19 protein-coding genes and 1 pseudogene are annotated in these 23203 nt (G+C 40.1%); 11 read left to right on the top strand and 9 right to left on the bottom strand.

Going from position 1 to position 23203, the window contains the following annotated elements; all coding sequences use genetic code 11:
* The first annotated feature begins 67 nt into the window (after positions 1-67).
* On the top strand, positions 68-1141 hold the full coding sequence (locus tag KYS23_RS18760; protein WP_218419777.1) for an XrtA/PEP-CTERM system-associated ATPase: 1074 nt from the start codon (positions 68-70) through the stop codon (positions 1139-1141).
* 42 nt (positions 1142-1183) lie between these two features.
* On the opposite strand, the gene KYS23_RS18755 is transcribed toward KYS23_RS18760, so the two are convergent.
* The 4 genes and pseudogenes from KYS23_RS18755 to KYS23_RS18740 form a co-directional block, all read right to left on the bottom strand.
* Positions 1184-2788 carry a TIGR03016 family PEP-CTERM system-associated outer membrane protein gene (locus tag KYS23_RS18755; protein WP_246604499.1) on the bottom strand — a complete coding sequence of 535 codons (1605 nt, stop codon included), beginning with the start codon at positions 2786-2788 and terminating at the stop codon, positions 1184-1186.
* A gap of 43 nt (positions 2789-2831) precedes the next feature.
* Positions 2832-3719, bottom strand: a complete 888-nt coding sequence (locus KYS23_RS18750; protein ID WP_218419774.1) for an XrtA-associated tyrosine autokinase — start codon at positions 3717-3719, stop codon at positions 2832-2834.
* Positions 3719-5286, bottom strand: a pseudogene (locus KYS23_RS18745) (XrtA system polysaccharide chain length determinant). Before KYS23_RS18745 ends, KYS23_RS18750 begins: the two are co-directional and overlap by 1 nt.
* Before the next feature lie 26 nt (positions 5287-5312).
* Complete coding sequence (locus KYS23_RS18740) at positions 5313-5945, bottom strand: XrtA/PEP-CTERM system exopolysaccharide export protein (protein WP_185864123.1); 633 nt, start codon at positions 5943-5945, stop codon at positions 5313-5315.
* A gap of 149 nt (positions 5946-6094) precedes the next feature.
* Here KYS23_RS18740 and KYS23_RS18735 point away from each other — a divergent pair, with 149 nt between their 5' ends.
* From KYS23_RS18735 to KYS23_RS18690, 10 genes are all read left to right on the top strand, one after another.
* The gene (locus tag KYS23_RS18735; protein WP_126871657.1) at positions 6095-7507 is read left to right on the top strand and encodes a TIGR03013 family XrtA/PEP-CTERM system glycosyltransferase; all 1413 of its coding nucleotides are present in this window, start codon (positions 6095-6097) and stop codon (positions 7505-7507) included.
* Positions 7508-7537: 30 nt separating this feature from the next.
* Positions 7538-8956, top strand: coding sequence for an exosortase (gene xrt / locus KYS23_RS18730; RefSeq protein WP_126871658.1), 1419 nt, complete (start codon positions 7538-7540; stop codon positions 8954-8956).
* A 9-nt stretch (positions 8957-8965) separates the two neighbouring features.
* Positions 8966-10045 carry a GNAT family N-acetyltransferase gene (locus KYS23_RS20950; protein ID WP_218419772.1) on the top strand — a complete coding sequence of 360 codons (1080 nt, stop codon included), beginning with the start codon at positions 8966-8968 and terminating at the stop codon, positions 10043-10045.
* Positions 10039-11367: an O-antigen ligase family protein gene (locus KYS23_RS18720; RefSeq protein WP_218419770.1), complete on the top strand. Its 1329-nt coding sequence runs from the start codon at positions 10039-10041 to the stop codon at positions 11365-11367. Before KYS23_RS20950 ends, KYS23_RS18720 begins: the two co-directional genes overlap by 7 nt.
* Positions 11368-11387: 20 nt before the next feature.
* Positions 11388-12323, top strand: a complete 936-nt coding sequence (locus KYS23_RS18715) for a glycosyltransferase family 2 protein (RefSeq protein WP_218419769.1) — start codon at positions 11388-11390, stop codon at positions 12321-12323.
* Positions 12320-13261 (top strand): sulfotransferase family protein, encoded by a 942-nt coding sequence (locus KYS23_RS18710; RefSeq protein ID WP_218419767.1) that lies wholly within the window; start codon positions 12320-12322, stop codon positions 13259-13261. The genes KYS23_RS18715 and KYS23_RS18710 overlap by 4 nt, the downstream gene beginning before the upstream one ends.
* A complete protein-coding gene (locus KYS23_RS18705; protein ID WP_232370652.1) occupies positions 13258-14196 on the top strand; it encodes a glycosyltransferase family 2 protein in 939 nt (312 codons plus the stop codon). Before KYS23_RS18710 ends, KYS23_RS18705 begins: the two co-directional genes overlap by 4 nt.
* 86 nt (positions 14197-14282) lie before the next feature.
* Positions 14283-15269: an endonuclease/exonuclease/phosphatase family protein gene (locus KYS23_RS18700; protein WP_218419765.1), complete on the top strand. Its 987-nt coding sequence runs from the start codon at positions 14283-14285 to the stop codon at positions 15267-15269.
* Positions 15262-16320, top strand: coding sequence for a hypothetical protein (locus KYS23_RS18695; RefSeq protein ID WP_218419763.1), 1059 nt, complete (start codon positions 15262-15264; stop codon positions 16318-16320). Before KYS23_RS18700 ends, KYS23_RS18695 begins: the two co-directional genes overlap by 8 nt.
* Positions 16321-16412: 92 nt before the next feature.
* Complete coding sequence (locus KYS23_RS18690; RefSeq protein WP_218419762.1) at positions 16413-17546, top strand: acyltransferase family protein; 1134 nt, start codon at positions 16413-16415, stop codon at positions 17544-17546.
* 58 nt (positions 17547-17604) lie between these two features.
* Here the strand turns inward: KYS23_RS18690 and KYS23_RS18685 are convergent, their stop codons facing one another.
* From KYS23_RS18685 to KYS23_RS18665, 5 genes are all read right to left on the bottom strand, one after another.
* A complete protein-coding gene (locus tag KYS23_RS18685; RefSeq protein WP_218419759.1) occupies positions 17605-18480 on the bottom strand; it encodes a sulfotransferase in 876 nt (291 codons plus the stop codon).
* 157 nt (positions 18481-18637) lie between these two features.
* Entirely contained in the window at positions 18638-20134 is a 1497-nt protein-coding gene (locus KYS23_RS18680) for an oligosaccharide flippase family protein (RefSeq protein ID WP_218419757.1), read from the bottom strand.
* A 41-nt stretch (positions 20135-20175) separates the two neighbouring features.
* Complete coding sequence (locus KYS23_RS18675; protein WP_218419755.1) at positions 20176-21225, bottom strand: GT-D fold domain-containing protein; 1050 nt, start codon at positions 21223-21225, stop codon at positions 20176-20178.
* The gene (locus KYS23_RS18670; protein ID WP_218419754.1) at positions 21132-22265 is read right to left on the bottom strand and encodes a glycosyltransferase; all 1134 of its coding nucleotides are present in this window, start codon (positions 22263-22265) and stop codon (positions 21132-21134) included. Before KYS23_RS18670 ends, KYS23_RS18675 begins: the two co-directional genes overlap by 94 nt.
* A partial coding sequence (locus tag KYS23_RS18665) for a glycosyltransferase family 4 protein (protein ID WP_218419753.1) occupies positions 22262-23203 on the bottom strand: 942 nt, incomplete at its 5' end. The genes KYS23_RS18670 and KYS23_RS18665, both read right to left, overlap by 4 nt.

Raw genomic sequence — 23203 nt, 5'->3', positions numbered from 1 at the left:
GTTTGCTAGCCCCATGAGTTAATCGGTAGGCTAGCAAAGCGAGCAGTTTTTTCAAACGGATACCAGCATGTACGAAAGTTACTACGGACTTAACGCTAAACCTTTTCAGTTAACACCAGACCCCGGCTTCTTTTTTGCCAGTAAGTGGCACAAACGCGCCATGTCGTACCTTCAATATGGGCTGTCGCAGGCTGAAGGGTTTATTGTTATCACAGGTGATATTGGTACAGGGAAAACCACCGTCGCGAATAGTTTGCTGGCTGAAATTCAAGACGATATTTTCGCGGCCCAAATAGTCACCCCCAAACTGTCGCCTGATGAGCTGGTAAAAATGGTGGCCTCAAAGTTTGATATCAACACGGACGGAAGAAGCAAAGCTGAAATCTTAAAGATGCTTGAGGTGTTCTTATACGACCTAAGCACCCAAGGCCGCCGCGCATTACTGCTTGTTGATGAAGCGCAGAACTTACCGTTAGAGTCTATTGAAGAGCTGCGCATGCTGTCTAACTTTCAGCTTAATGGTAAGCCGTTAATACAAAGCTTTTTATTAGGGCAAGAAGAGCTGCAGCCTATTCTACGAGCGCCCAATATGGAGCAGTTCAGACAGCGTATTGTGGCTTCATGTCATTTAGCGCCCCTCACATTAGATGAGTGCAAAGAGTATATTGAATATCGCTTGCATCATGCAGGCTGGAATGGGGAAGATTTGTTTTCAGAAGGGGCGTACGAGCGCATTTATCAGTTTACCCGTGGTGTGCCCCGTAAAATAAATACGCTTATGGATCGCATCATGCTGTTTGGCTTTTTAGAGGAGCTTAAAAGCTTTGATGAAGAGGCGGTAAGTGAGGTAATAGATGAAGTTAAAGCTGAAATGTTTGAGCCTGAGAGTGGGTTGGGCCATTCAACGTCCCAAACTCATGACTTTGCAGAGCACCCTGAAAACAAAACGATTATGACTCCCGGTGGGAATATCATACGAGATAGTAAGTACTATCTTGATATGTTGGCGGAGTTAGTAGATGCGTTAGACGATGCAATATCGCATAAGGTTAAAATGACGCAGTATGTAGATAAACTAATGAAGAAAAAGTTTAAAACGTACGTAAGACTGAAGAGTACTGATAAGAGTGATACCCAGTAAAAAAAGTTAATTTACTGGACCCATTTTTACAGAGGCCCAATATTACTGATAGGTGTAGGTGACTGAAAGGGTAATCCGCCTATCGGTGTAATCGCTGCCGTAAAGGCCACCACCAAACGACAAATCTCCGCTCTTATCCAAATAGCTAACGTCCAAGCTTGTTACCAAGTGTTTCCCAAAATTTCTATCTAGCCCCAAAGTGGCATTTAAGTTGTCACTGCTGCCGTCATAAGTGTTGTCTTCAGACTGTCCATCAATTCTGGCAAAGCTTAATGATGTGTTTAAATTGGTATATGAACCTAATTTATAAGACAGTGTGGTCGTCATTGACAGTGTACGCTGGAGTCTGTCTTCATCTAAATAATCGTTTTCAGAATATAACCAAGAAACACCTAGGTTAACTCTTGAAAAATCATACCCCATTTGAAAGTTGGTACGTTTTTGAAGGATAATTCGGTCGTCGAAATCCAAATTTTGGGAATTTAACTCAACGAATTGCTCATCAGCAGAAGGTGAATAACTCAGGCTCGCTGGTTGAAAACAACTTGCAATGGATGTTGCGCCTACAGGGCAGACAAACACACCTAAATTCTCAGGGTTTGATAGCAAGCGAGATGTATTTGTAACATCCTCACTATACGAAAGCGACGATCTAAAATGTTTTGAGTTATAGCTCATATTAGCAGAGGCTGAGTCACCGTAAAATCGACGCCCATAACTTCCCCCAATTTCAGTACGTGAACTTAACGCCCATAGCAAATCTACTCCAATAAAGGTTTCGTTATCATCTTCAGTGGTATCTGAATCACTTTTGTTCAGTGTGAGCGCAATATACCTATTTTCAGCTTGACGATACGTCAGTCCAGCACCGTAGGAGTTAAATTCACGCGTAATACTATTAGTATCTGTTCTATCTGAAATCTGATTAGCTTCATGAGAAGCAGTTAACCGGATTGCCCAATTCTTTAGAACACGGAAGTCGGTAAAAGCATCAGCGGAGCGCGTTATGAAGTCACCACGTGAAGATTGATTGCTAGCCGTATTTTGGTAAGAGCCTGTTACTTCCCATATTAAGTACCTAGCATATTCCCCATTGGTTAGTGAGCCGTATAATTGGTATGAGTCATTGTCAAGAGGAGTATCGTTCGCAGACGTGGATTCAGAGGCAACATCTGAATATGATGCACTTCCTTGAGCATTTATCCAATTGTTGTTTTCGATAAGAAGCGACGATGAAAGTGTGTTATTACGAGTTTTCGCTAAGCTATTTGAATTGGTGAGAAAATCAGAAACCAAAAAGCTACTTGAGTCTCCATTTCGATAATTCAGTGCGCCAGCCGCTTGGAAAACTAACGTTCTTCCGATAGGCGCCCATTGTGCTGAGTAACTATATTCAGCGTAGTCTTGCGTTTGGGCGATATCGTCATTGTCTCGTTCTAAATGCGTCAATGTACCTGACCATAAGCCATTAAAAGTACGAGATTGATAGGTTGCATTGATTTGAGGAATGACCGAAAAGGTGGTCAGAGAAAGCGAATCTTCATCTTGCCTTTCCACCTCTTGAAAAATACTCTTACCTTGCGCAGAGCCAGTAATATCGAAATCAGCGTAAACATAAGGCGATAGAGCACCGAGACTAATCGCCAAATATGTTTTTCTTGATATATTTCTGAGCACGACGTTACGAGATTTAGTCTTTGCGCTCAGAGTAGTAATATCCATAATATCCGCTTCCATCGGTGTCATAGTGCACTGACTTGTTAACCACAAATCCAATTGCCATATCTGGGTTCAATCGTTCTACAGACATTTTAACGTCGTTAAGTTTCGCTTTACCTTCCTCTACTACAACCACTGCTTGACCTGCGAAATTAGCTAAAATAGCGCTTTCATTAATACCGATAAGAGGAGGCGTGTCGAAAATAACGATTCGATCAGGGTATCGGTTAGCAAATTCATCAACTGTTTCATGCATTTTATGACTAGCAAGCATCTCCGTAGAAAGGTGATGCGAGCGACCAGCAGGAATAATTTTCAATTTGTCGATATTGGTAGAGTAAAGTACCTCAGAAATATCGTCGACCTCACCGACAAGATACTCCATTAACCCTTTGCGCCTTTCCAAACCTAATGTGTTTAGCACATTAGGTTTAAGAACGTCTGCGTCAACTAACAGGACGGTTTTATCTTGTTCTGCTGCAATACTCAATGCGAGGTTTGTCGCAGTGAATGTTTTACCTTCAGAAGGGCGACTGCTTGTAACCATTATTATATTAGGGTTATGAAGGGTTTTAGCGAGTGGGCCAAAAGCGTTAGCGAGTAACTTTCGCTTAATTTCTCGGTACTCTTCGTTAATTTGCCTACGCTCACCAGATAGAGAGATATGACCATTATCGCTTAACCTCTGAAGGTTAATTTTAAAACCACTTTTTGGGGATGTTGTCTCTGGCTTAGCAACTTCAGTAGCTTCACGTTGAGGTTCGGTTATGTTATTGCTTGCGCTTTTCTCATTCGAGTTGTTTGCCAAAGCGTTTTTCTGTTTTTGTTTTAACAATGCTTTTTCAATTGTATTAGACATTAGAAAAACCTCTCGATTAAATTAATATTCATCATCTCTGCGGCCACTAATATACCATATTGCAGCAGAATCATCCCGCAGGACAAGGCGAAGATTAATAATCTAAATTTGTTTTTTTCTGAATGTTCACAATATTCAAATGGCTGACCGTTCCCCAAATTGGATAATCAGATAGGCTGTTTAATTGTTTAGGTCTAATTAATATAGGGGAAAGTTGACTCACTAGAAACGCTACGCCTACACCAGAGCCAAAACCAGCAAGTAATACTGCGGTGTATAGGATGAGTCTATTTGGGCCTGACGGCGAACTGGCGGCAAGAGGCGGCTCTATAATACGAAACTGGAGTTCTTCAGCAGAAACCTCTGCCCGTCTTGAAAGCCCAGCGGCTTCTCGGCGTGACAATAATTCTTCGTATTTCTTCTTCGTTATTCCATAGTCTCTATTTAGCGCTGAAGACTCGGCTTCAATCTGTGGGATTAAGTCGACTTTAGATTCAAGCTCAGCAATTTTATTTTGTAAATCTGTCTCTTTTACCTCTAATGAAGCAACCTCGCTTTGAAGTTTACTCATTTCAAGCCGGATTTCCTGAGTTAGATCATTAAGGGGTAATTGGTCTTCTTCGTCAACACTTGAAAGGAATGCATCAATTTCTCGTTGGCGGGATTTTTCCAGACTAGATAAAAGCAAGTTAGCTTCAACCACATCGGGATGTTTTTCAGTAAATCTTAATTGAAGGCGGTCTAATTCTTCCTCCAGTTTTCGGATACGGTCATCATACCGTGTTTTTAAGCCTGAATTTTCTTGGTTAGATACAGCAAAGCTATCCGTTGCAGATGTTTTCTTGATTTGTGATCTAAGAGAATCTACCTGTTGCTTAGTCTGTTTTATATTCAAGCGAGTAAGCTCAAGTTCTGCATTGAGGCTTTGAAGACTGCTATAATATGTACCAGAAAGGGGAAGTATATTGTTGTACTGCCGTTTGAATTGGGCGAGTCGCTGTTCAGCTTCACTTAGTCGGCTTTCATATTCAGCTATTTGTTCTTCTAAGAAACGCCCCGCAGTATCAGTGTCTCGGCGGTTGTTTCCTAACGAGCCTTCTACAAAAAGGTCTAACGTTTCTTGCACAACCCGCTGAGCTGTAATCGCGTTAGCATTAGCAAATGAGATGTTATAGATATTGTCCCTGCCAGCTGAACGCAAAACAATTGATGAAGATAGTTGGGTTACTAAGTCTTCAAACTCTCGTTCTGAATTAGTGGTGATATCTAAATCACTCTCTCTGGCAATCGTTTCAACATTGGTTCTGCTTAAAAGCGTCCTAGCCATCATTTTGACTTCTTGATCGGGGTTGGACTGAATAGCAAGACCTTTCAAAAGTGGCTGGAGCACCGAACGGGTATCAACGTAAACCTTTGCTGTAGAGGTGTATTGATCGGGCAAGTTGGCAACCATGAAGAAGCCAATCGGGCAAATCATCCATGACATAATAATGACATGACGTTTCTTAATCCAAATCCCTTTTAGTAAATCTAAAAATTGGAGTAAGGTTTGTTGTAAATCCTGCATTTAAATGTTCCGTTTACTACTTAGAACTAAAACCAAGCTTCTGGAATAATAATTATATCGCCAGGGAGAATGTCTACATTTTGTTGAATGTCGCCGCTTCGAATTAAGTCGTCAATACTTAAGGAAAATGTGGATTGCTGACCATTGATCACGCGTACTAATTTTGCGTTATTACCGTCGGCAAACTCAGTTAATCCGCCAACAGCTATCATTAAATCGAGTAATGTCATGTGTTCAGTATAACTGACCGCGCTTGGGTTAGTGGCTTCCCCAATAACTCTTACTTGCTCACTTAACGGGCCAGAAAAGTTATTAACACTCACGGTAACGCGAGGGTTATTAATATAAATTGATAACTGTTCTTCAATTTCGCGAGCCAGCATAGAGGGCGTGCGTCCTGCCACATCGATATCTTCGACCAATGACGTGGTTACTTTCCCATCAGGTCTAACAATAAACTGACCGGATACTTCAGGGTTTCGCCAAACGAAAATGGTTAGCGAGTCGCCAGGGCCGATTAGGTATTGATATTCATTTACATCGGTTGTTAATGATGCTCTGGTGGTAGCTTGGGGGAGAGTTGAAGTATTCGAGCACCCAACAAGTATTGAAACTAGTAAAAATGCAAAGCTTAAATGCATGTTTTTTAAACGAAACATAAGAGATCATCCTACACTCATTATGGTTAAATTGTAGCTTTCGGTGTTTACCCTACGGCAAATCTCACTATAATGCCAATAACAATTCTAGTCTATTAGAATAAATCCCTCTATGATGGGGATTAGTTCGTAGTATTAAGGGGCCAGGGGTGGCAGTAAATAAGCGAAATCAAAATAAGCGCTCTAATATTCTTGTAGTAACAGAAGCGCTACTTATAGCTTATATGGGATACATTACGTACTTTATCCTCACACAGGTTGGGCTTGTTTCGAAAGTTCCACCGGAAAAGCTGATCATTAACGTAGGTTTACTTACTGTATCGATTCTTCTTTGCTCACTGTCTGTGGGTCTGTATGAAGCAAAACTTAGGGAAACTTTTCGCGGCATTATAAGACGGATTTTTGTCAGTGTGGGGCTAAGTTACTTCCTTGTTGAAATCGTCAGTAGGGCGTTGTTCGATAATCTGGTGATGGATGCCTATTTCCTGCCGGCTGCCGTATTTTCGATTATCATCACACTGGTCATTTTTCGCTACTTTACGAACCGCTTAGGGCTTTTAGGTTTAGGTAAAGTTCGTATAGTGGTGCTAGGGGCGGGTGAAAGAGCATCAATTATTGAAAAGCGGATGCGTCGCGATGTGGATAGAATCGGATTCGAAATGGTTGGGTTTGTGCCTATCCCTGGTGATAACCGAGAAGACGGTATTCGCAGAGAAAAAATCGTTCACATAAAGGTGGATGAGAACTTTCAGCAGTTTATAAACGACAATGATATTGAAGAAATTGTCATTGCGTGTGATCAACGTCGTGGCACCTTGCCCGTTGAAGTCCTTTTTGAATGTCGCCTGCGTGGTATTGAGGTTACCGAATTACTCGACTTCATGGAAAGGGAGACGGGGCAAATTGTAGTAAACTTGATGTATCCAAGTTGGGTTATCTACTCAAATGGTTTCCAGAGCCAAAATTACCTCAGAGATGCGCTTGACTACAGCCTTAACGCTTTACTGGCACTTTTTGTGTTTATATTTGTATGGCCAATCATGCTCACTACTGCACTCATCATCTATCTTGATGACGGTCGACGCACCGGGGTATCGGTGTTTTATGCTCAAGAGCGAGTTGGTTTAAATGGGCAGCTGTTCAAAATACTGAAGTTTCGAAGCATGCGACCTGATGCCGAAAAAGACGGTGCTAAATGGGCAAGTAAAAATGACGATCGAGTAACGCGAATTGGGCATTTCATTAGAAAGTATCGTATCGACGAACTACCTCAATTACTTAATGTGTTTAAAGGTGAAATGTCTTTCATTGGTCCTCGCCCTGAAAGGCCTCAGTTTGTTGAGCAGTTAGTAAAAGAAGTACCTTATTATAACCAGCGCCATAATGTTAAACCCGGGTTGGCTGGTTGGGCGCAACTCAATTACCCCTATGGGGCAAGTGTGGAAGACTCCATGGAAAAGCTTAAGTTCGACCTTTATTACGTTAAGCATCAAAGTCTTCTACTAGATATTCTTATACTTATCAGAACTGTTGAAGTGGTGTTATTTGGAAAAGGCAGATAGCCTTCAAATATTCAAATAGGGATTAAGAGTATGCTAGCAAGGAATGGCCTAATTGCGTTTGTTACAATGGCTACGGTCATATTGGGTTGGGCGTTATTAAACTTTCCCGTTATGAAGACATTGTGGGATAACGGCTTTGACGACGGCACGTACTCTCACGCTTACTTAATACCCGTTATTATTTTATATCTGATATACACTGCAGCTGAACAGCAAAAACTGATTTTTAGAACAAAAATTAGTTATGGATGGTTAGCTGCAGGCATTGTTATTGGTGGTTTATTTTGGATAAGTGTCTGGTCTCAAATTAGCCTTCTGTATTGGTCATTGTCCCTTTCGCTGCTTATTCTTTTGAGTTTACAAATTTTTAGATTGAGTTGGTCGCTCATATTTCCCCTCTCGTACTTAATTTTCATCTATCCCTTTTGGGGGGCATTCGCCGGCTTTTTTCAAGAACTTTCTGTATTTATGGTGACATTTATCATGTCATTTACGGATATTCCCGTTTTTGTAGAAAATGAATTTGTCACTATTCCAGCAGGTGTATTTGAAATCGCAAGGGGGTGTAGTGGTTTGCGGTATATCATCGTATCGCTTGCGATAAGTTCACTTTACGTATTTCTTTACCTTAGAACATTTAAAAGCGCTTTTATCTTCATATTGTTTGCAATCGTAGGCGCATTAGTAACTAACTGGCTAAGAATAGTTTTCCTTATTCTTATTGGAGATTATACCAATATGGAAAGCTCTCTAATGACTGACCACAACAACTTTGGTTGGTATATCTATGTTCCCGTGGCACTAATTCAGTTTTATCTGGGGGGAAAATTAGAACAGGCAGACGAAAGAATGCGTGTAATCAATCCCGTCACCGAGGTATCACCTGAAGCAGCAGAAAAAAATTCGCCACTAACGGCAACAGTAGTAATAGCAACAGTAATGATTCTCTGTTTTTCATCATATGCAGCGCAAATGTCTATTCAAAATAGTACCGTCCTACCTGAAAATTGTGAGGCTGAGTTTGATACCCGAAATCATATCAATTTAGACGTACTCAATTACTCTTTTGTCTGCAGCGTTGCCAGTGATGTTAATAACGAGCAAAAGCGTGTCTTTTATTTCAATGCCGAAGAATTAGATAACAAAGCATCATTCTACTTAAATACCATTATACCTAGCGACCACACGTCAATATCGAAAGTGATTTCTGACGGGGAAAATCAGGTAGTAAGTCGTGACAAGGTGGGGGATTTTTGGCTTATTAAGTATGTTTATATCATTGACGGCCAAACGTTTTCTTCTGTACGGAATTTTAAACTTGCTCGAATTAAAAGCGCATTGAAAGGGGTTAATACTCATCGTTTGGTGGTGACCGTGACTAAATGCCCCGATGATTGCTCTTCATCGAGCGCTACATCCTCAAAGAACTCCCCACATGCCGGGTTTTAAGTGATGGAAGTGCGCATTTTAGACTCAGAACAAGAAATAGTAGAGAGCAAGGAGTCTTGGCAGAAGCTTTATGCTAGTGCAAGCAACAGTAATGTTTTTCTTAGTTATGAATGGATAACGACATGGATAAGTGTATTTAAAAACTGTGTGTCGGTATTGGCGGTAGTGACAGTCTGGGATCTTGATGAGCTAGTATGCTTATTGCCTCTTTATAAACGAGCAGGGGACCGCGCTGGCGTATTCTGGTTTGTAGGTAGCGGAGAACCAGAAGCTGCAGAAGTATGTAGTGAAGGCCTGGATATGCTGTCAGCTCGGTTAATTAGTACCGAGATTAACCAACTACTCAAAAAGGCGATTGACACTATTGGCCTTAAGAAATTAGTTGTTTCAAACTCAACAGAAAAAAATCAAGTTAGCATGATGTTTGAATATTTAGGGTATAAAAACCTTAAGGAGTTCAAAGGGAATCGGTATTTTATTAATACCGGAGATAGTAAAACCAAGCTCGAAAAAAGAACTTTCCGCTATCTTAAGGCTGCTGAAAAGCGTGGTATTACCTATCATGTTGTAGAAAATGTTTCGGATTTAGAGCTTGCCTTTGATGAATTGAAGCGTCTTCACAATACAAAATGGCGTCGACCTGGACACCCTTCTATTTTTGACCACCCGTTATTTGACGCCTTTCACAATAGTGTTTTGCAAAAGCTTTTAGCAGTTGAAAAGTTGTCTTTAATCGCTATAAAAAAAAATGAACAAACGATAGCGGTTAATTATTCAATGATATCCGGTGATGATCTAGTGTTTTACCAAAGTGGAGTAGACACCTCTTTTAAACCCAATATTTCTCCAGGTATGCTTCTGCATTGCGCTCAACTTCGACAGGCCCGCATATTAAACCTAAATAATTATGACTTTTTACTATCAATGCCTCCTAGCTACAAAGAAGACATTACGGAATATAAACAACCCATTTACAGCTTCACTTTTCATAAGTACAGCACTACATTTTTCTTCGAGTGTTGGCGAACCGCTATTATGAAAGCATTAAGTTACCTAAGAGTTCGAATCTTAGGGAGAGTGTCATGGTAAATAACAAAAGTATGCAAATGAATAGTAATTCTGCCAATCATGCCTCTTTCGGGTTCTTCCTACTTGCGATTTATACTTTTTTACTGCTCGCTCGTCCTCACGAATGGCCGTTATTTGATATTGAATTTCCATTATTGAGAACGTTTCTGATACTGACGTTTTTCTCCTATTTAGTGAGCTTCAGGCCGAAGATTTGGAATGTCCAATGTACGTTATTAATTCTACTGCTTTTCTCTATGTTGCTATCAGAAATTCGTGCTTTTCGCTATTTTAGCGACCTGAGTAAGTTAATAGAATGGGTTAACGCCAACATTATTCCGTTTATTCTCTACTTCAGTTTACTGAGCACGGTCAAACGCCAGAATGTGATTTTTTTCATATTTTTAAGCTCGTCATTAATTATGGTTCAGCACGCCTACAGCCAAATGCAAAGCCCGACAGGCCAAGGATGGGCTGAGTCAGTGGTTTACCGTTATGATGGTGGTGGGGAGTCGGTTCAGGCTCGGTTTGTCGGGAGTTTTAACGACCCCAATGATATGGGAATGTTTCTTGTCATGAATATTCCTGTTGCAGTGTATTTCCTCTTAACCGGTAAAGGCCTATTGACGAAAGCAGGGGCGCTGGCCTCCGTCTTGATGCTATGTATGGGAGTATATTGGAGTGGCAGTAGAGGCTCACTTTTAGGGCTTTTGAGCGTTTTCTTTTGTCTGTTCTACATAAAATTCGGTAAAGTTAAAGCCATAATTTTAGCGTCAATTAGTATTCCAGGTGTACTCGTTGCGATGGGGACTTTCCGGAAAATCAGTAAGGATGACGAGAGCGCAAGTCAACGTTTAACCGCATGGTACGAAGGTATACAAATGCTTAAACATCGACCCTTATTTGGCTTCGGCAAAGAACGTTTTTTAGAATATCATTCGAAGGTTGCACATAATACCTATGTCACGGTAATGGCGGAGCTTGGAATATTTGGATATGTCATGTGGGCAATGTTTATGATTACAGCCGTTTATATGCTTTTGAGTGTTATGAAATGCAATGATGTTAGCCCTGGTCATGAAGAGGCGCTTAAAAAAGAGCAAGTCTTAAGCCAGTACTTGTTGGTTGCTTTAATTGGGTACGCTGTTACTGCATTTTTCATCAGCCGCAGTTATATAATGGTCGTTTATATATTCGTCGCAATGACAGCCGCTATGTATTATCGCGTCGGAAAAATTACGCCACTTTCACTTAACGGCGGCATAATAAGAAAAATTGGTGGGTTAGCAGTCATTAGTTTAGGGGCACTTTACCTAGTCATTAGAATATTGCTATCACTGTAACTGTAGATGAGAATAATCAATTGAATCAACTAAAAGCTAGTGTCATTGTTGCTATGTACAACGGTGAAGCAACAGTAGAAAAGACGCTTAACAGTCTCTTAGCTCAAACCTATGAAAACTATGAAATTATTATAGTAGACGATGGCTCCACAGACTCATCCAAACAAGTTGTAGAAAAATACCTTGATAGCCATAAAGTTCGATATGTCTTCAAAGAGAATGGCGGAGTAGCAGCCGCGAGAAATGTAGGCATTGAGTACGCGGAAGGGGATATCGTTGGCTTTTGTGATCAGGACGATCTATGGAAGCCAAACAAGCTTGAAAAGCAAATGGAAGCGTTTGAGCAGCACCCTGATGTTGGCGTTGTTTACAGTTGGATTGAAGTTGATAGAAACGGTGATTTTAGTATTAGTAAGCCGCGCTTTGAGGGTGAATGTTTTAAAGCCTTATTAATGCAAAATTTTATTTCATGTTGTACTGGAATGGCGAGGCGAAATTTACTTCTAGAAATAGGAGGCTTCGACGAAAGTCGAGAATTGCATGGTGTTGACGATCGGCATGTGTGGCTTCGGTTAGCAAGAATTACGCGCTTCGGCGTAGTGAGTGAACCATTGGCAACTTACGTAATCCATGGTGCCAACTACTCACTCAATGAGGCAAAAATGCTTACAGCAGATTTAATTTGCATAAGTAAAATATCCTCAATTAGCGGTTTAACTGAACAAGAAAGAGCATGGTGTAAAGAAGCTAAGTACCGGGTTTATCGTCACTATGCGAGCAACTTTTTCTATATCAATGAGCTTAAAGAATGTTCCTCTTGCTATTCAAATGCATGGATGCTCAAAAGATACCGAATAGATTTATTAATCACATCCTTGATTCTAAAAGTGACGCCTCGCTCATTATTGGTGTCTATTAAGAAAATGAGAAAAAGAATCAAAGGGGAGGTGGCATGAAGCCAAATGCGATTGTAGTGGTCGGTATGCACAGAAGCGGGACTTCTGCCGTTTCGGGTCTTCTTTCCGAACTGGGTGTTTTTATGGGAAGTTCTTTGTTTGCACCCCAAAAAGGGGTCAACGAAAAAGGCTTCTTCGAAAACTCCTTACTTGTGGATCTTAATGACAGGCTTTTGGATGAGCAATTATTATCTTGGGATCACCCATTAGCGCTTTGCATCAACCCTGAAGTCGCGGATTCTTTGGCAGGTTATAAAGCTCAGGCGCAACATCTTTTAGATAAAGATTACGCAAAAAAGACGTTGTGGGGTATGAAAGACCCAAGAACTACCTTGCTATTGCCTTTCTGGAGAGAGGTACTCGGCAGTAAAGGAATCAAAATTAATTTTGTTTTGATGTTACGTTCACCAATGGAAGTTCATGGTTCGCTTAAAAAGCGAGATGGATTTTCTATTAATAAATCAATGCACCTTTGGCTAAATTATACGCTTTCTGGTTACATTGGAGCTAAAGGGCTGAACCCTTTCATCCTGAAGTATCAAGATTTGTTGAATACTCCAGATGATTCAGCAAGAAAAATATTTGAACATTTCGAAATATCTACCGGGCAAAATACCCCAAAGCAAAGTTTTATAGATAAAAAGTTAAAGAATCAAAAGGCAGTAGAGGTACCTAATGAGCCTCTTGTTAACCTTGCAATGGAAGTCTTTGAAATACTCAGTAGTGACGTGGTGGATGAAGCCCGCCTAGCCAAGTCAGTTAATGAATATAAAGTTTATTTAGCGTCTTTGTCGGGTGTGCTTTCCGAGCATTTGAATGCGGTCAAAACAGAAGAGGTTTATTTCAAACGTCACTTTTTAGATGCCTATGAATCTATTTGGTGGAAGCTAAGTTGGCCGCTCAAAAGAATTGAATCGTTTTTAAGAACCAAATATTGAGAAAGCCAGCCATGGAAAAAGTCACTATTGCTATTATCACTTGTAAAAGGCCTATTTGGTTAGCACGGTTACTCGACGCTCTACAGGAGCAGGTATTTTCAGAAGATCTAACGCTTTCTATTTTAGTTGTCGATAACGCATGTGATAAAGAAACAAAGGACATTGTAGATAAGCGTCGTTCTGGCCGTATACCAATCCATTATGACGTTGAAGGACAGGCGGGCATTGTATACGCCCGTAATAAATGCGTTTCTATTACAACATCCATGAATAGCGATTATTTAATATTCATTGACGACGACGAATGGCCTAAAGAGAAAACTTGGGCTTCGGATTTGGTTTTAAGTGCCAAAAAGTACGCTGCAGATATCGTCACAAGCCATGTTATCTCGGTTGACGAAGCTGGAAAACAGAACTGGGCTACTGAAATTCTTTACCCAGCACCCGTTCAAAGCGAAGGACAGGAGTTAAGTGTTTTCTACACCAATAACTTACTGTTGAGTAAACACGTACTGGCTAAGATGTCACCCTGTTTTGATGAACGTTTCGCGATGACAGGGGCAAGTGATTATCATTTTGCGCTTAAATGTACCCATGCTGGGTTTAGGTGTATCTACACCGATGCCCCAGTTGTTGAAGAAATGCCTTCAAGCAGAAAAAATATAAAGTGGTTTTGTCGTCGCGGATTTCGTTCGGGGATCGGCTTTACACGTTCGCATATTTTTGAGGAATCGCTTTTAAAAGCTGTGTTAAAGAGCAGTATTTTGTCTATTGTCCGCGTGATACGCGGTGTTTTGCTAATAGTTAAAGCGTTATTTTTGCGCAGTAAAGGTACGCTTGTTGATGGGTTGTTCAGGGTGTGTTCTGGCGTTGGTACCTTTATGGGGCTATTTGGCGTTAAGCACGAAGAATATAAAAAGATTCATGGAAAATGACCCGTGTACTGCGTCGTTACGCGACTAGCTATTAAGCCCAAACACCATTAAAAATAGCCACTAAAAATATATCGGGACCGAAAATAATGATTCTTGCTTTATGTCGCGTAGTTAGCATACTCCTACTTTGTATAGTATTCGTGGTCAGTGGAGCTTTTATCCTTAATATAGAGCTATTTGATATTTTTTATTTTCTCGACTTTCTACCAGACTATGTTTTGCTTCTACTGTGTGTTCCTGCGTTAATATTTCTCGGAAAGTCAAAACGATACCTGGTCCCCTTAGCATTACTTGCCATATTCTTTGCTTCACCTTTTAACTTCTCTTTTTTCAGTAAAAAAGCTACTGCAGCGATAGATTATGAAAGCCAACTCTCAATCGCATCATACAATGTCGCTCAACGTGTCGAAAAAGCAGAATTGTACAATTGGTTCATAGAACAAGATTTAGATATTCTTTTTATTCAAGAGGCATCGCGTCTAGGTCAGTTCAATGTAGGTGAATATGCCGGTGTTTATACTAATTGCGTTCAGCGCCTATGTATCTTATCGCGCTTTGAACTTGAGGAATTGGATAGTCTGGATAGAAAACCCTTGGGCGGATGGGGTCGGTTTGTTTCATTGCACAGTGCAAAAATCAGGGGGGATTCAGTCCTGTTAGCCAATGTTCATTTTGCCTCGATATCTAATTTTGGGTATAGGTTCAACACGTTGAAAGGATTTGAATCAAAATTATCCTTATTTAAGGATGCAAAGGCTGTTGAGTTTGGTCTAGCTCGCGCTTTATTAGATAAATGGTCTGATAACGACGCAGTGATCATCGCTGGGGATTTTAATATCACCGATAGAAACTACCAATATGAACAGTACTGGGGTGATCTATACAACCTTTTCGCCGTTGGCGGAAATGGATATGGCTCAACGCGTAAAAATAGGTTGGTGAGCCCACGTATAGACCATCTACTCGTAAGCAAAGCGTTTACGCCTATTCATTCCGAGGTGGGGGAAGATATGGGTAGTGATCACTTACCAATCCAAGGGATTGTAGTCTTGAAGGGAGTCGAGAGTGAATAAGCTGAAATGTACTGTCTATGCTGATAATAACTCAAATCATTTGCAGCAAATCTATACGGGCTTAACCATGCTGCATCGCCAGGGTAGGCTCAAGGTATCCATGCGAGTTGGGAAAGAAGCACGTAAAAGCACTGTGCCGTTCAGCGTTCAGCCCAACATCCTGCATATCGAGCTGGCGGGTAAGAAGTTGTGCTTTGATACGTCTGATAGTGCCGCAATAGACCTTGAAGCGTACGCACTGACTAACCATTATTTTAAACGTAGCTTTAACCCATCTTTAGAGCCTGAAAATTATCAAAAGAACGTATATCCGTATGGATTAAATTACTTAGTGTATCCAGATGGGTTTGACCCATTTGGATTTAAACGTTGTGCGCTTTTTTACAGCACCAAAGAGTGGAAAAAAGAGTTAATAAAACAAGCAGATTTTCTAGGGAAACTACATTTTAAAGCATCAGTTTCTAATATTAGTTCTACCCCTGTTTTAAGAGAACAGGCTAAAGTACTTTTTTTAGCTCGCCTTTGGGACACTGAGATCGACAGTTATTTCCAAATTAGCGACCAGCAAAAAACGCAAAGAGAAGAAATCAATGTCCAGCGTGCTAAGTGTATTGAGCTTTTAAGAGATGAATTTGGGAGTCGATTTACCGGAGGGTTAATTGCAACGGATTTCGCAGTCAAGCAACACCCTCAATTAGTGGTTGATAACGCTGGTCTAACGACAAAAAGTAATTACCTGCATACCGTAAAGTCTCATGATATATGTATTGCGTCCACGGGTCTTCACGGATCTATAGGATGGAAATTTGGTGAGTATATCGCTATGTCTAAATCAATTGTTGCAGAAAAAAACTTAAATTATGTTCCTAATTTAGATGAAGGAAGTCACTACCTGGCGTTTACAACAGCACAAGAGTGCGTAGACCAAGCTATTAGGTTAGATGAAAGTACAGACACTAGGTTTTCTATGATGAAAGAGAATCACCGCTACTATGAGTCTAATTTGAGACCAGACGCCCTTTTAATGAAATGCTTTGAACAAGTGCTTTAGTTAGGTTTAGCGTAAATCTAAGGCTTTATAAACTTGACAAACGCCAGTAGACTCCTGCGTTTGTAAATAATGAATCTCCAAGGAATTGGTGCGTGAACAATATTATTCCAAGAACTAACCATTTTATTTGGATACGATACCTTGCTGCTTTCTCAATTGTATTCTCACATTCTAAGCAGTTTGATACTGCGCCGCAGTCTTATATCGACGTAGTAGCTACCCTGACGTGGTTTGTGCCAGGTGTCCCAATTCTGTTCTTTATCAGTGGTTTTTTAATATCACTCAGTTCATCAAACAGTCAATCATTAACCGCTTTTTTCGTAAAAAGAATACTCCGTGTTTATCCACCTTTGTGGGCCTCTTTTAGTGTAAGTATTGTTTTATTGTTTTCGCTGGGTATGGTCGATTTGCAAGGCGATGAGTGGCTCAAGTTCCTAATGTGGAGTTTAGGGCAGGTTACTGTAGTGTTCTTTTATCACCCTGACTTTCTTAGCCATGTTGGCACTGGAGTATTGAATGGCAGTTTGTGGGTTATACCCGTGATACTGCAATTTTATTTGGGTCTGCCGTTACTTAGAAAACTAGATAACTATTGGATAGGAAAAGGCAAATCTTATTATATTTATGTACTGCTAATAGTATGTGCACTGTTCAATATGGTGTTTCATTACTTTAATAACTTCACGCCGAATGTTTACACGAAAATCATACACTTTCTTACGCTTTTACCATGGCTGTTCTTTTTCTTGTTAGGTTACATATTTAGCCGTGACTACGGAAAGTTGAAGCGCCTAACTACTCATGCAACCCCATGGCTTGTATTACATATAGCGCTCTTTTGTTCTTTAGGGGCTCTGGGGTTTAAATGGGGTAGAAACGACATTAACCCCATTTTGTTTACGGTATTGGCCTTTTTGATTGTAAGTATTGCTTTTAAAGTGCCGTCAAACCTATCTTGGTTCAATCGAGTAGAGAAGTTTATTGCGAAGAACGATATTTCATTCGGTTTATTCGTTTACCAAATGGTGATGTTGAACACAATTATGTACTTGGGGATATTTGACGATAATTGGTTGGCAAGGTTGCTCACTTTCCTCTGCGCAACAATCACTGTATCTAGCCTGAGCTTAATCTTGCTCGAAAAGCCTCTTCGTAATAAAAGGGATTGGTTTATTGAGGTTCTTTCTCGGAATAAAGAGCCCCAGTCCAAAGATAATGCAGTGTAACTAGGACTACTCTTTTCTTTAGGGGGCTCAGTAAACTAGTTATTTCAAAATCAGAGGGTTATTTCTGAAATATCTTATCAATAGCATCAACAATTGTAGCTTCTGGAAAAACATCATTGTTGATGCGTTCACAATACTGGGTAGCCGTGTCAATAACAAAATCTTTATCCAGCAATTGTAAAATATTTAATTTTTCTTTCGCTTTAAAACTATGTGATTTTTCAGTAACTAGCTCTTTGGGCTCTATATCCAAGAAGTCTGCAAGCTTAGCGCTAGCGCTGCCTAGCTCTTTAGTTTTAATTATTAGCAGTTGTTCTTTTGGGATACTGGTGAGTACATTGTTGTTATGTTCAGCCCAGAATTGGAAATAAGAAGCCAGTGGAAACAATCCATGTTGGCGAAGTGGTTCATCGTGCTTGGTGTACTCAAAGCCTCTATTGTAATAGTTTGTCCTGCCTAAATCATAGAGTGAATTTTTTTCTTGAACATCTCTTGCTAACTGATGATTAAACCATGAGTCAATCCACGATATGCAGTCTCGAATGGTCAACACAAATTTGGCATCTGCAAAGGTTTCAATGAGTTGTTGTGGGAATTGGCCGTAATAGTGTGATGAATCCATTTCGAGCCAGTTGTAGCGGTCTCGCACAGAAAGCTCTCTTTTTATATCTGCATCTGATAGCAAGCCTGCTTTCGATAAATAAATCATGGCAATGATGAATGTATCGTTGATTTCATGATAAGAGCGAAAATTGGAGAGGATATTCGCCACCGAGTGAGTTCCAGACTTAGGTGTGCCTAAGCAAAATGCATGAAATTTTCTTTTTTGTACTATACGACGAAGTGGGTATTTGTATTTGTTGGTACGAATAAGTTCTGAGTATTTACTCAGCTCTTTTTGGCTCACTTCTATCGGATTAAGTTCGGTCGGCATTTGATTTCCTCTATATACCTTCTTAAAAGTATCTCATTTACAATTTGTTCAAGTTACACGCTAGCATATCAGCATATTGAAAAGGCTAGTGCCAGATAGAACCAAACAGTAAGCTTGATTATTCTCTTGTTATTCGCAAAAACCTTATTGCTCTTTATTAAGTTCGAAGGGCCTTTTTCTTAAGTAACGTAATAATTTGAACTATAAACACTTTTGGCAATGTTAAATAAGCTAAGCAAGGCAAAAACACAATGTTGAATAGGATGCCGGACATTACGAGAGAGCTCCAGCTATTAATCCAGAATAGGGGGTAAAAGTGTGATGCGAAAAATGCTACAAGGCAAAGGACAAGCGAAATTAAAAAGCAAATATCTACTCTATACAGTGGCACTGAATTGAACTGGTTGAATACTATACGAAATAGAAAGAACTGAACTAAATACGAGACTAAAGTGAACGTCAAAGCAACGCCGACGATCCCATATTTACTCCCTAGAACGAAAATCAATAATAGAGTTGCCACAGAGCCAATCAACGACACGTACATAAGGTTTTTATGATTTGCCTGAGCTATGAGTATCTTCCTAAATACCATGGCATATGGGCGTGTTAAGAGCGCAAAAGACATTATTGAAACGACTGTTGCAGCTTGTGCAAAATCCTCCCCCAGCCATACAGTAATAAAAGATTGACTGAATAGCAGAATGTTCACAGCTAGCAGGGTACTGACCAAAAAACACATTTTCGCTGTCCGAACAATATATTCAGTCATTTCACTTCCTCTCGCAACTAACTGCGTAAAAAAAGCTGAAAAGGCATTAAAAATAGAGTGGGTTAACGTATCCGCATGATTAATTAGGTTTTGTGCGACACCAAATATGGCAACCGATTTCACTGACATTAAGTTGCTAATAATAATGGGGGCAGAACGTTGATTTATCACCTTTGCAATTGACATAATGATGATGTATTTGGAAAAGTTAAACAGTTCTTTAAAGGTATTTACGTCAATATCTGAAAGATGAATTTTCCAGTGTGGATATATCTTTCTTGATATAAAAATTTTCACAGCATTTACAGCAACGTCGGTTGAAACAGCACAAATAGCCATTGCTGCAATTCCTTCGTGCCTACCGATATAATAAATCAGCAACGATTTTATGAAAACGTTAATAATAGCGAGAATAGCATCAATATCGACCCGTAAATAGGCAGCATATATAGCATTAATCGGGTTCATCGCAAAATCCATAACGATTTTGAAAATAAACACTAGCGCTACATTAATAAGTAATGATTCCATACTTTCGTCAAGGCCAAGAAGCGCAGGAGTATTAAACATTAAATACGCTAGACTAGACGAAATTAGTCCTAAAGCTACGAACAGTAACAACGAGACGGTTAAGAATCTATTAGCCGATGTTTTATCGTCATTTTCAAGGTGTAGGGTAACAAATCGTTGAACCGCTGCGGGGAAACCGAGTTCAATAATGTTAAAAAAGGCCATTACAGAAAGTATTAAAAGCCATAAACCATAGCCGTCGCTGCCAATACTGGTAATAATGCTGGGGGTCAGTATTAGCATGGCGGCAACAGTGACTATTTTTTCAATAAGAGAAAAGAAGCCAGAGGAAAGAAGACGTTTTTTACTCAATGTAGTCAGTACCTATCGATTCAAATTCAGTTCGGTGTGAATTATTTTCTGGTATTGCGGAATAGTTCACGCAGCCGTTTAGCATTTTCAGTTGTCATTTTGAGCTCTTCCGGCAGCTTTTTCTTGCCCATTAAGGTCTTTTTAACATTGAATTTTGATTCTATGACTTTGGGTCTGCTATATCGGCCATCCCAACAGTCAATCAATGCGCCGATATCCAAAGCAATACCACCTTGCCTTTGTATTTCGGCACAATAACCTTTTCCAATCAAACCTGCTGCAACTAAATAGGGCATTCCAGGATATTTCACGTTTATCTCATTTTTTATTCTATTGAAATGATCTGGGTAATGTGGAATGAGAGTTCCTACTTGCCTAGCTGATTTATCGGGAGTGATGTGTTCAATAACATTGATGCTTAATGCTTTTCTGAGTTTTTCAGGAATATTGACACGAGCAGTAACCACACCAATTTCACCTGCTCGTTCAAGCAAGTTGGTCAACGCGCCTGAAAGAAAGTAGTCGAAAGGGATCCACTGCGTACATAGCTTCTGGTGAGAGTAAGCATTGTATTTGATTGCTTTATACAGTTTGGCAATACGCCTAGCGTCTGAATAGCAAATATTTAACTCGGTGGCGCGTAGCGTAAAGGCTTGTTTAAATGCCTCTAAGAAAACTTGCTCATCGTTTTGTTTAAGTAAACCTTCTTCAAATGAGACGCCCAGTACATCATCTCTAATACCAACTATATTCGTATTATCGATGGCTTTTTCCAAGTTATTTTTCAATGTGGAAAGCTGTTCGATGGTCGCTTTTTTGCCCACATGTTCTGACAAATATTCAATATCTTCGAGTGAGCACTGCTCATCAAAATCTAATAAAGCACCTTCTCCATCACCGAGACGAATAAAGCTGAAAGGTTGCTTGCTTTCGAAAGCTTCGTTAACCGCAAATTCAAAGTCAGAGTAAGGTACTTGAACCAAAGAGTTGTATGCTGTCATTGTTTTATTTCTAATAAAGATTGGATATGTTGCGCTGTGTTCGCCCAAGTAAGGTGAGAAATGGAAGCGCGTATTGCATTGCACTGCCATTCGGTATTCTTTGTCTTCAAGATGGCTTCCTTAACCCCTTCACCACTCAGGGCGTTGATGAAGACTCCGTTCGTGTTTTCTTGCACAACCTCTGGTATTCCTCCCACCTTTGTAACAATCACAGGTGTGCCAGTTGATAGAGACTCCATAACGACATTCGGGACACCTTCTCGATAGCTTGGCAGAATTAAAGCGTCTGAATCATGTATGAAACTCATTAAGCTATCGTGGGGGATAGGGCCGACTAGGTTTACGCTGTCGGCAACACCTAACTGGCTTATTCTTTCTTCAAGATCCTTCATCTGTGCGCCGGCGCCCAATAAGTTCAAATTTATGGTGCAGTTCTGTTTTTTCAATAATGCGATGGCGTCAATCAATTCAAAAATGCCTTTTGTCTTTATGACTGAACCTATAAATACGAGTTTAATTTCAGCTGATGTGAAGACGGGGGAGGATCTTAAGGTAAATGACTCGAAATCGACGCCATTGTAGACGACTTCTGCATTTACTCGCGATGTATGGCTGTGAATGGCGGTGACCAAAGCCTGGCTTTTACCCGTTACAAAGGTGGCTTTTTTAAACGCCCATTTCATCTGACGTTTATGAAGCGGTTTCGTCATTAACGCATTAATGTCGCTCCCTAAACTCTCAATGATAAGTTTATTACCTACCAAGCCTTTAAAGAAAGCCGCACAAACACCTTCGGCATAAGCCCAACTTGCTATCACTCGATTAGCACTTAATATCCAAAGTAATGGCTTAACAGAGATAACTATGGAGATTCCAAGAAAGAGGGGGTGTAGCGAGGTCATCACCTTTGGAACGTAAAAAAAGGGGAATAAGCATGTGTTTTTATCAGTGCGATATCCATTAACCAATACTTGCTTTAACCATGTAAACCAAGGTACAGGAATGAGTTTTTTTATGTCGTAATGCTCGCTTAGATGTTTAGTTTCTTCCAGGTTGTAAGTTGCTCTTGTCTCTTGCCACGGGAGAGGGTGCAAATTGGTGAAGAAAAGTAGAGGTTTCTTTTTGCTCATGAGTAGTAGCTCTCATATAGCATAGATACACTGTCAATCGAGTAGTTATTTGCGATAAAACGGTAAGCTTTTTCGCCCATTTCTTTCAATTCTTTTCGTTCACCATTTAAGTTGTTCAAATGTTTAAGCCAGGTGTTCATATCATTCCTGTCATAAATATATCCATTCTCTCCACTATTAATAACAGCACTAATATCACCTACATCGGTAGATAACGCGGGTATCCCTCTAGCCATTGCCTCGAGTAAGGACATGGGGAGACCTTCTGTAGTGGAGTTAATTAACAATAAGTCCTTATCATCGTAAATTGATTTTTCGTCCAAGACTGCGCCATGGAATGTCACAAATTGCGACATTGCCAACCTCTCTGTAAGTGTGGTTAGCTTTTCAAGCTCTGGACCATTTCCGTAGACATGTAAATGGCTAAATTCGTGTACCTTTTTGGCAGCAAAGTTCACGATAAGTTGTTCAATGTTTTTTAATGGCACTAGGCGAGAAACAGTACAAAGATTAAGTTTGTCACTGTGTCCTACCCTAAGAGGGGCCTCTGCCACTTCTACACCATTTTTAACAACCTCGACAATGCTTGAGTGCCAGCCGTAGCGTTGAAAAATCCCAGCCTTTATAGGCTCAGAAACCGCAAATATTTTATCTAGATATATAGATGCAATTTTGTGAGAACCACGTAAAAAGCTTATAGGGGGTTCGACCTCCCCATGAATAGTGTAAATAGTATTTTTAAAAAGTAGTAAGGGAAAAATGGGGGCGAATGCTTTAATAACAGCAGGTGAATGTATATGTATTGATGAGTATTTTAATAAAACGATTATCAGTTTGAATAGACGTAGGATGATATTCCCATTCACATTGACCACATCAACGTTTTCCGATTCGATACTTTGCTGGAATGCATCATCTTTGTTTCCAAATGATAATAC

It is taken from the genome of Alteromonas lipotrueae (genome assembly GCF_019249255.1).
GTDB classification, from domain to species: domain Bacteria; phylum Pseudomonadota; class Gammaproteobacteria; order Enterobacterales; family Alteromonadaceae; genus Alteromonas; species Alteromonas lipotrueae.
This window is presented reverse-complemented; position numbering and strand designations above follow the sequence as displayed.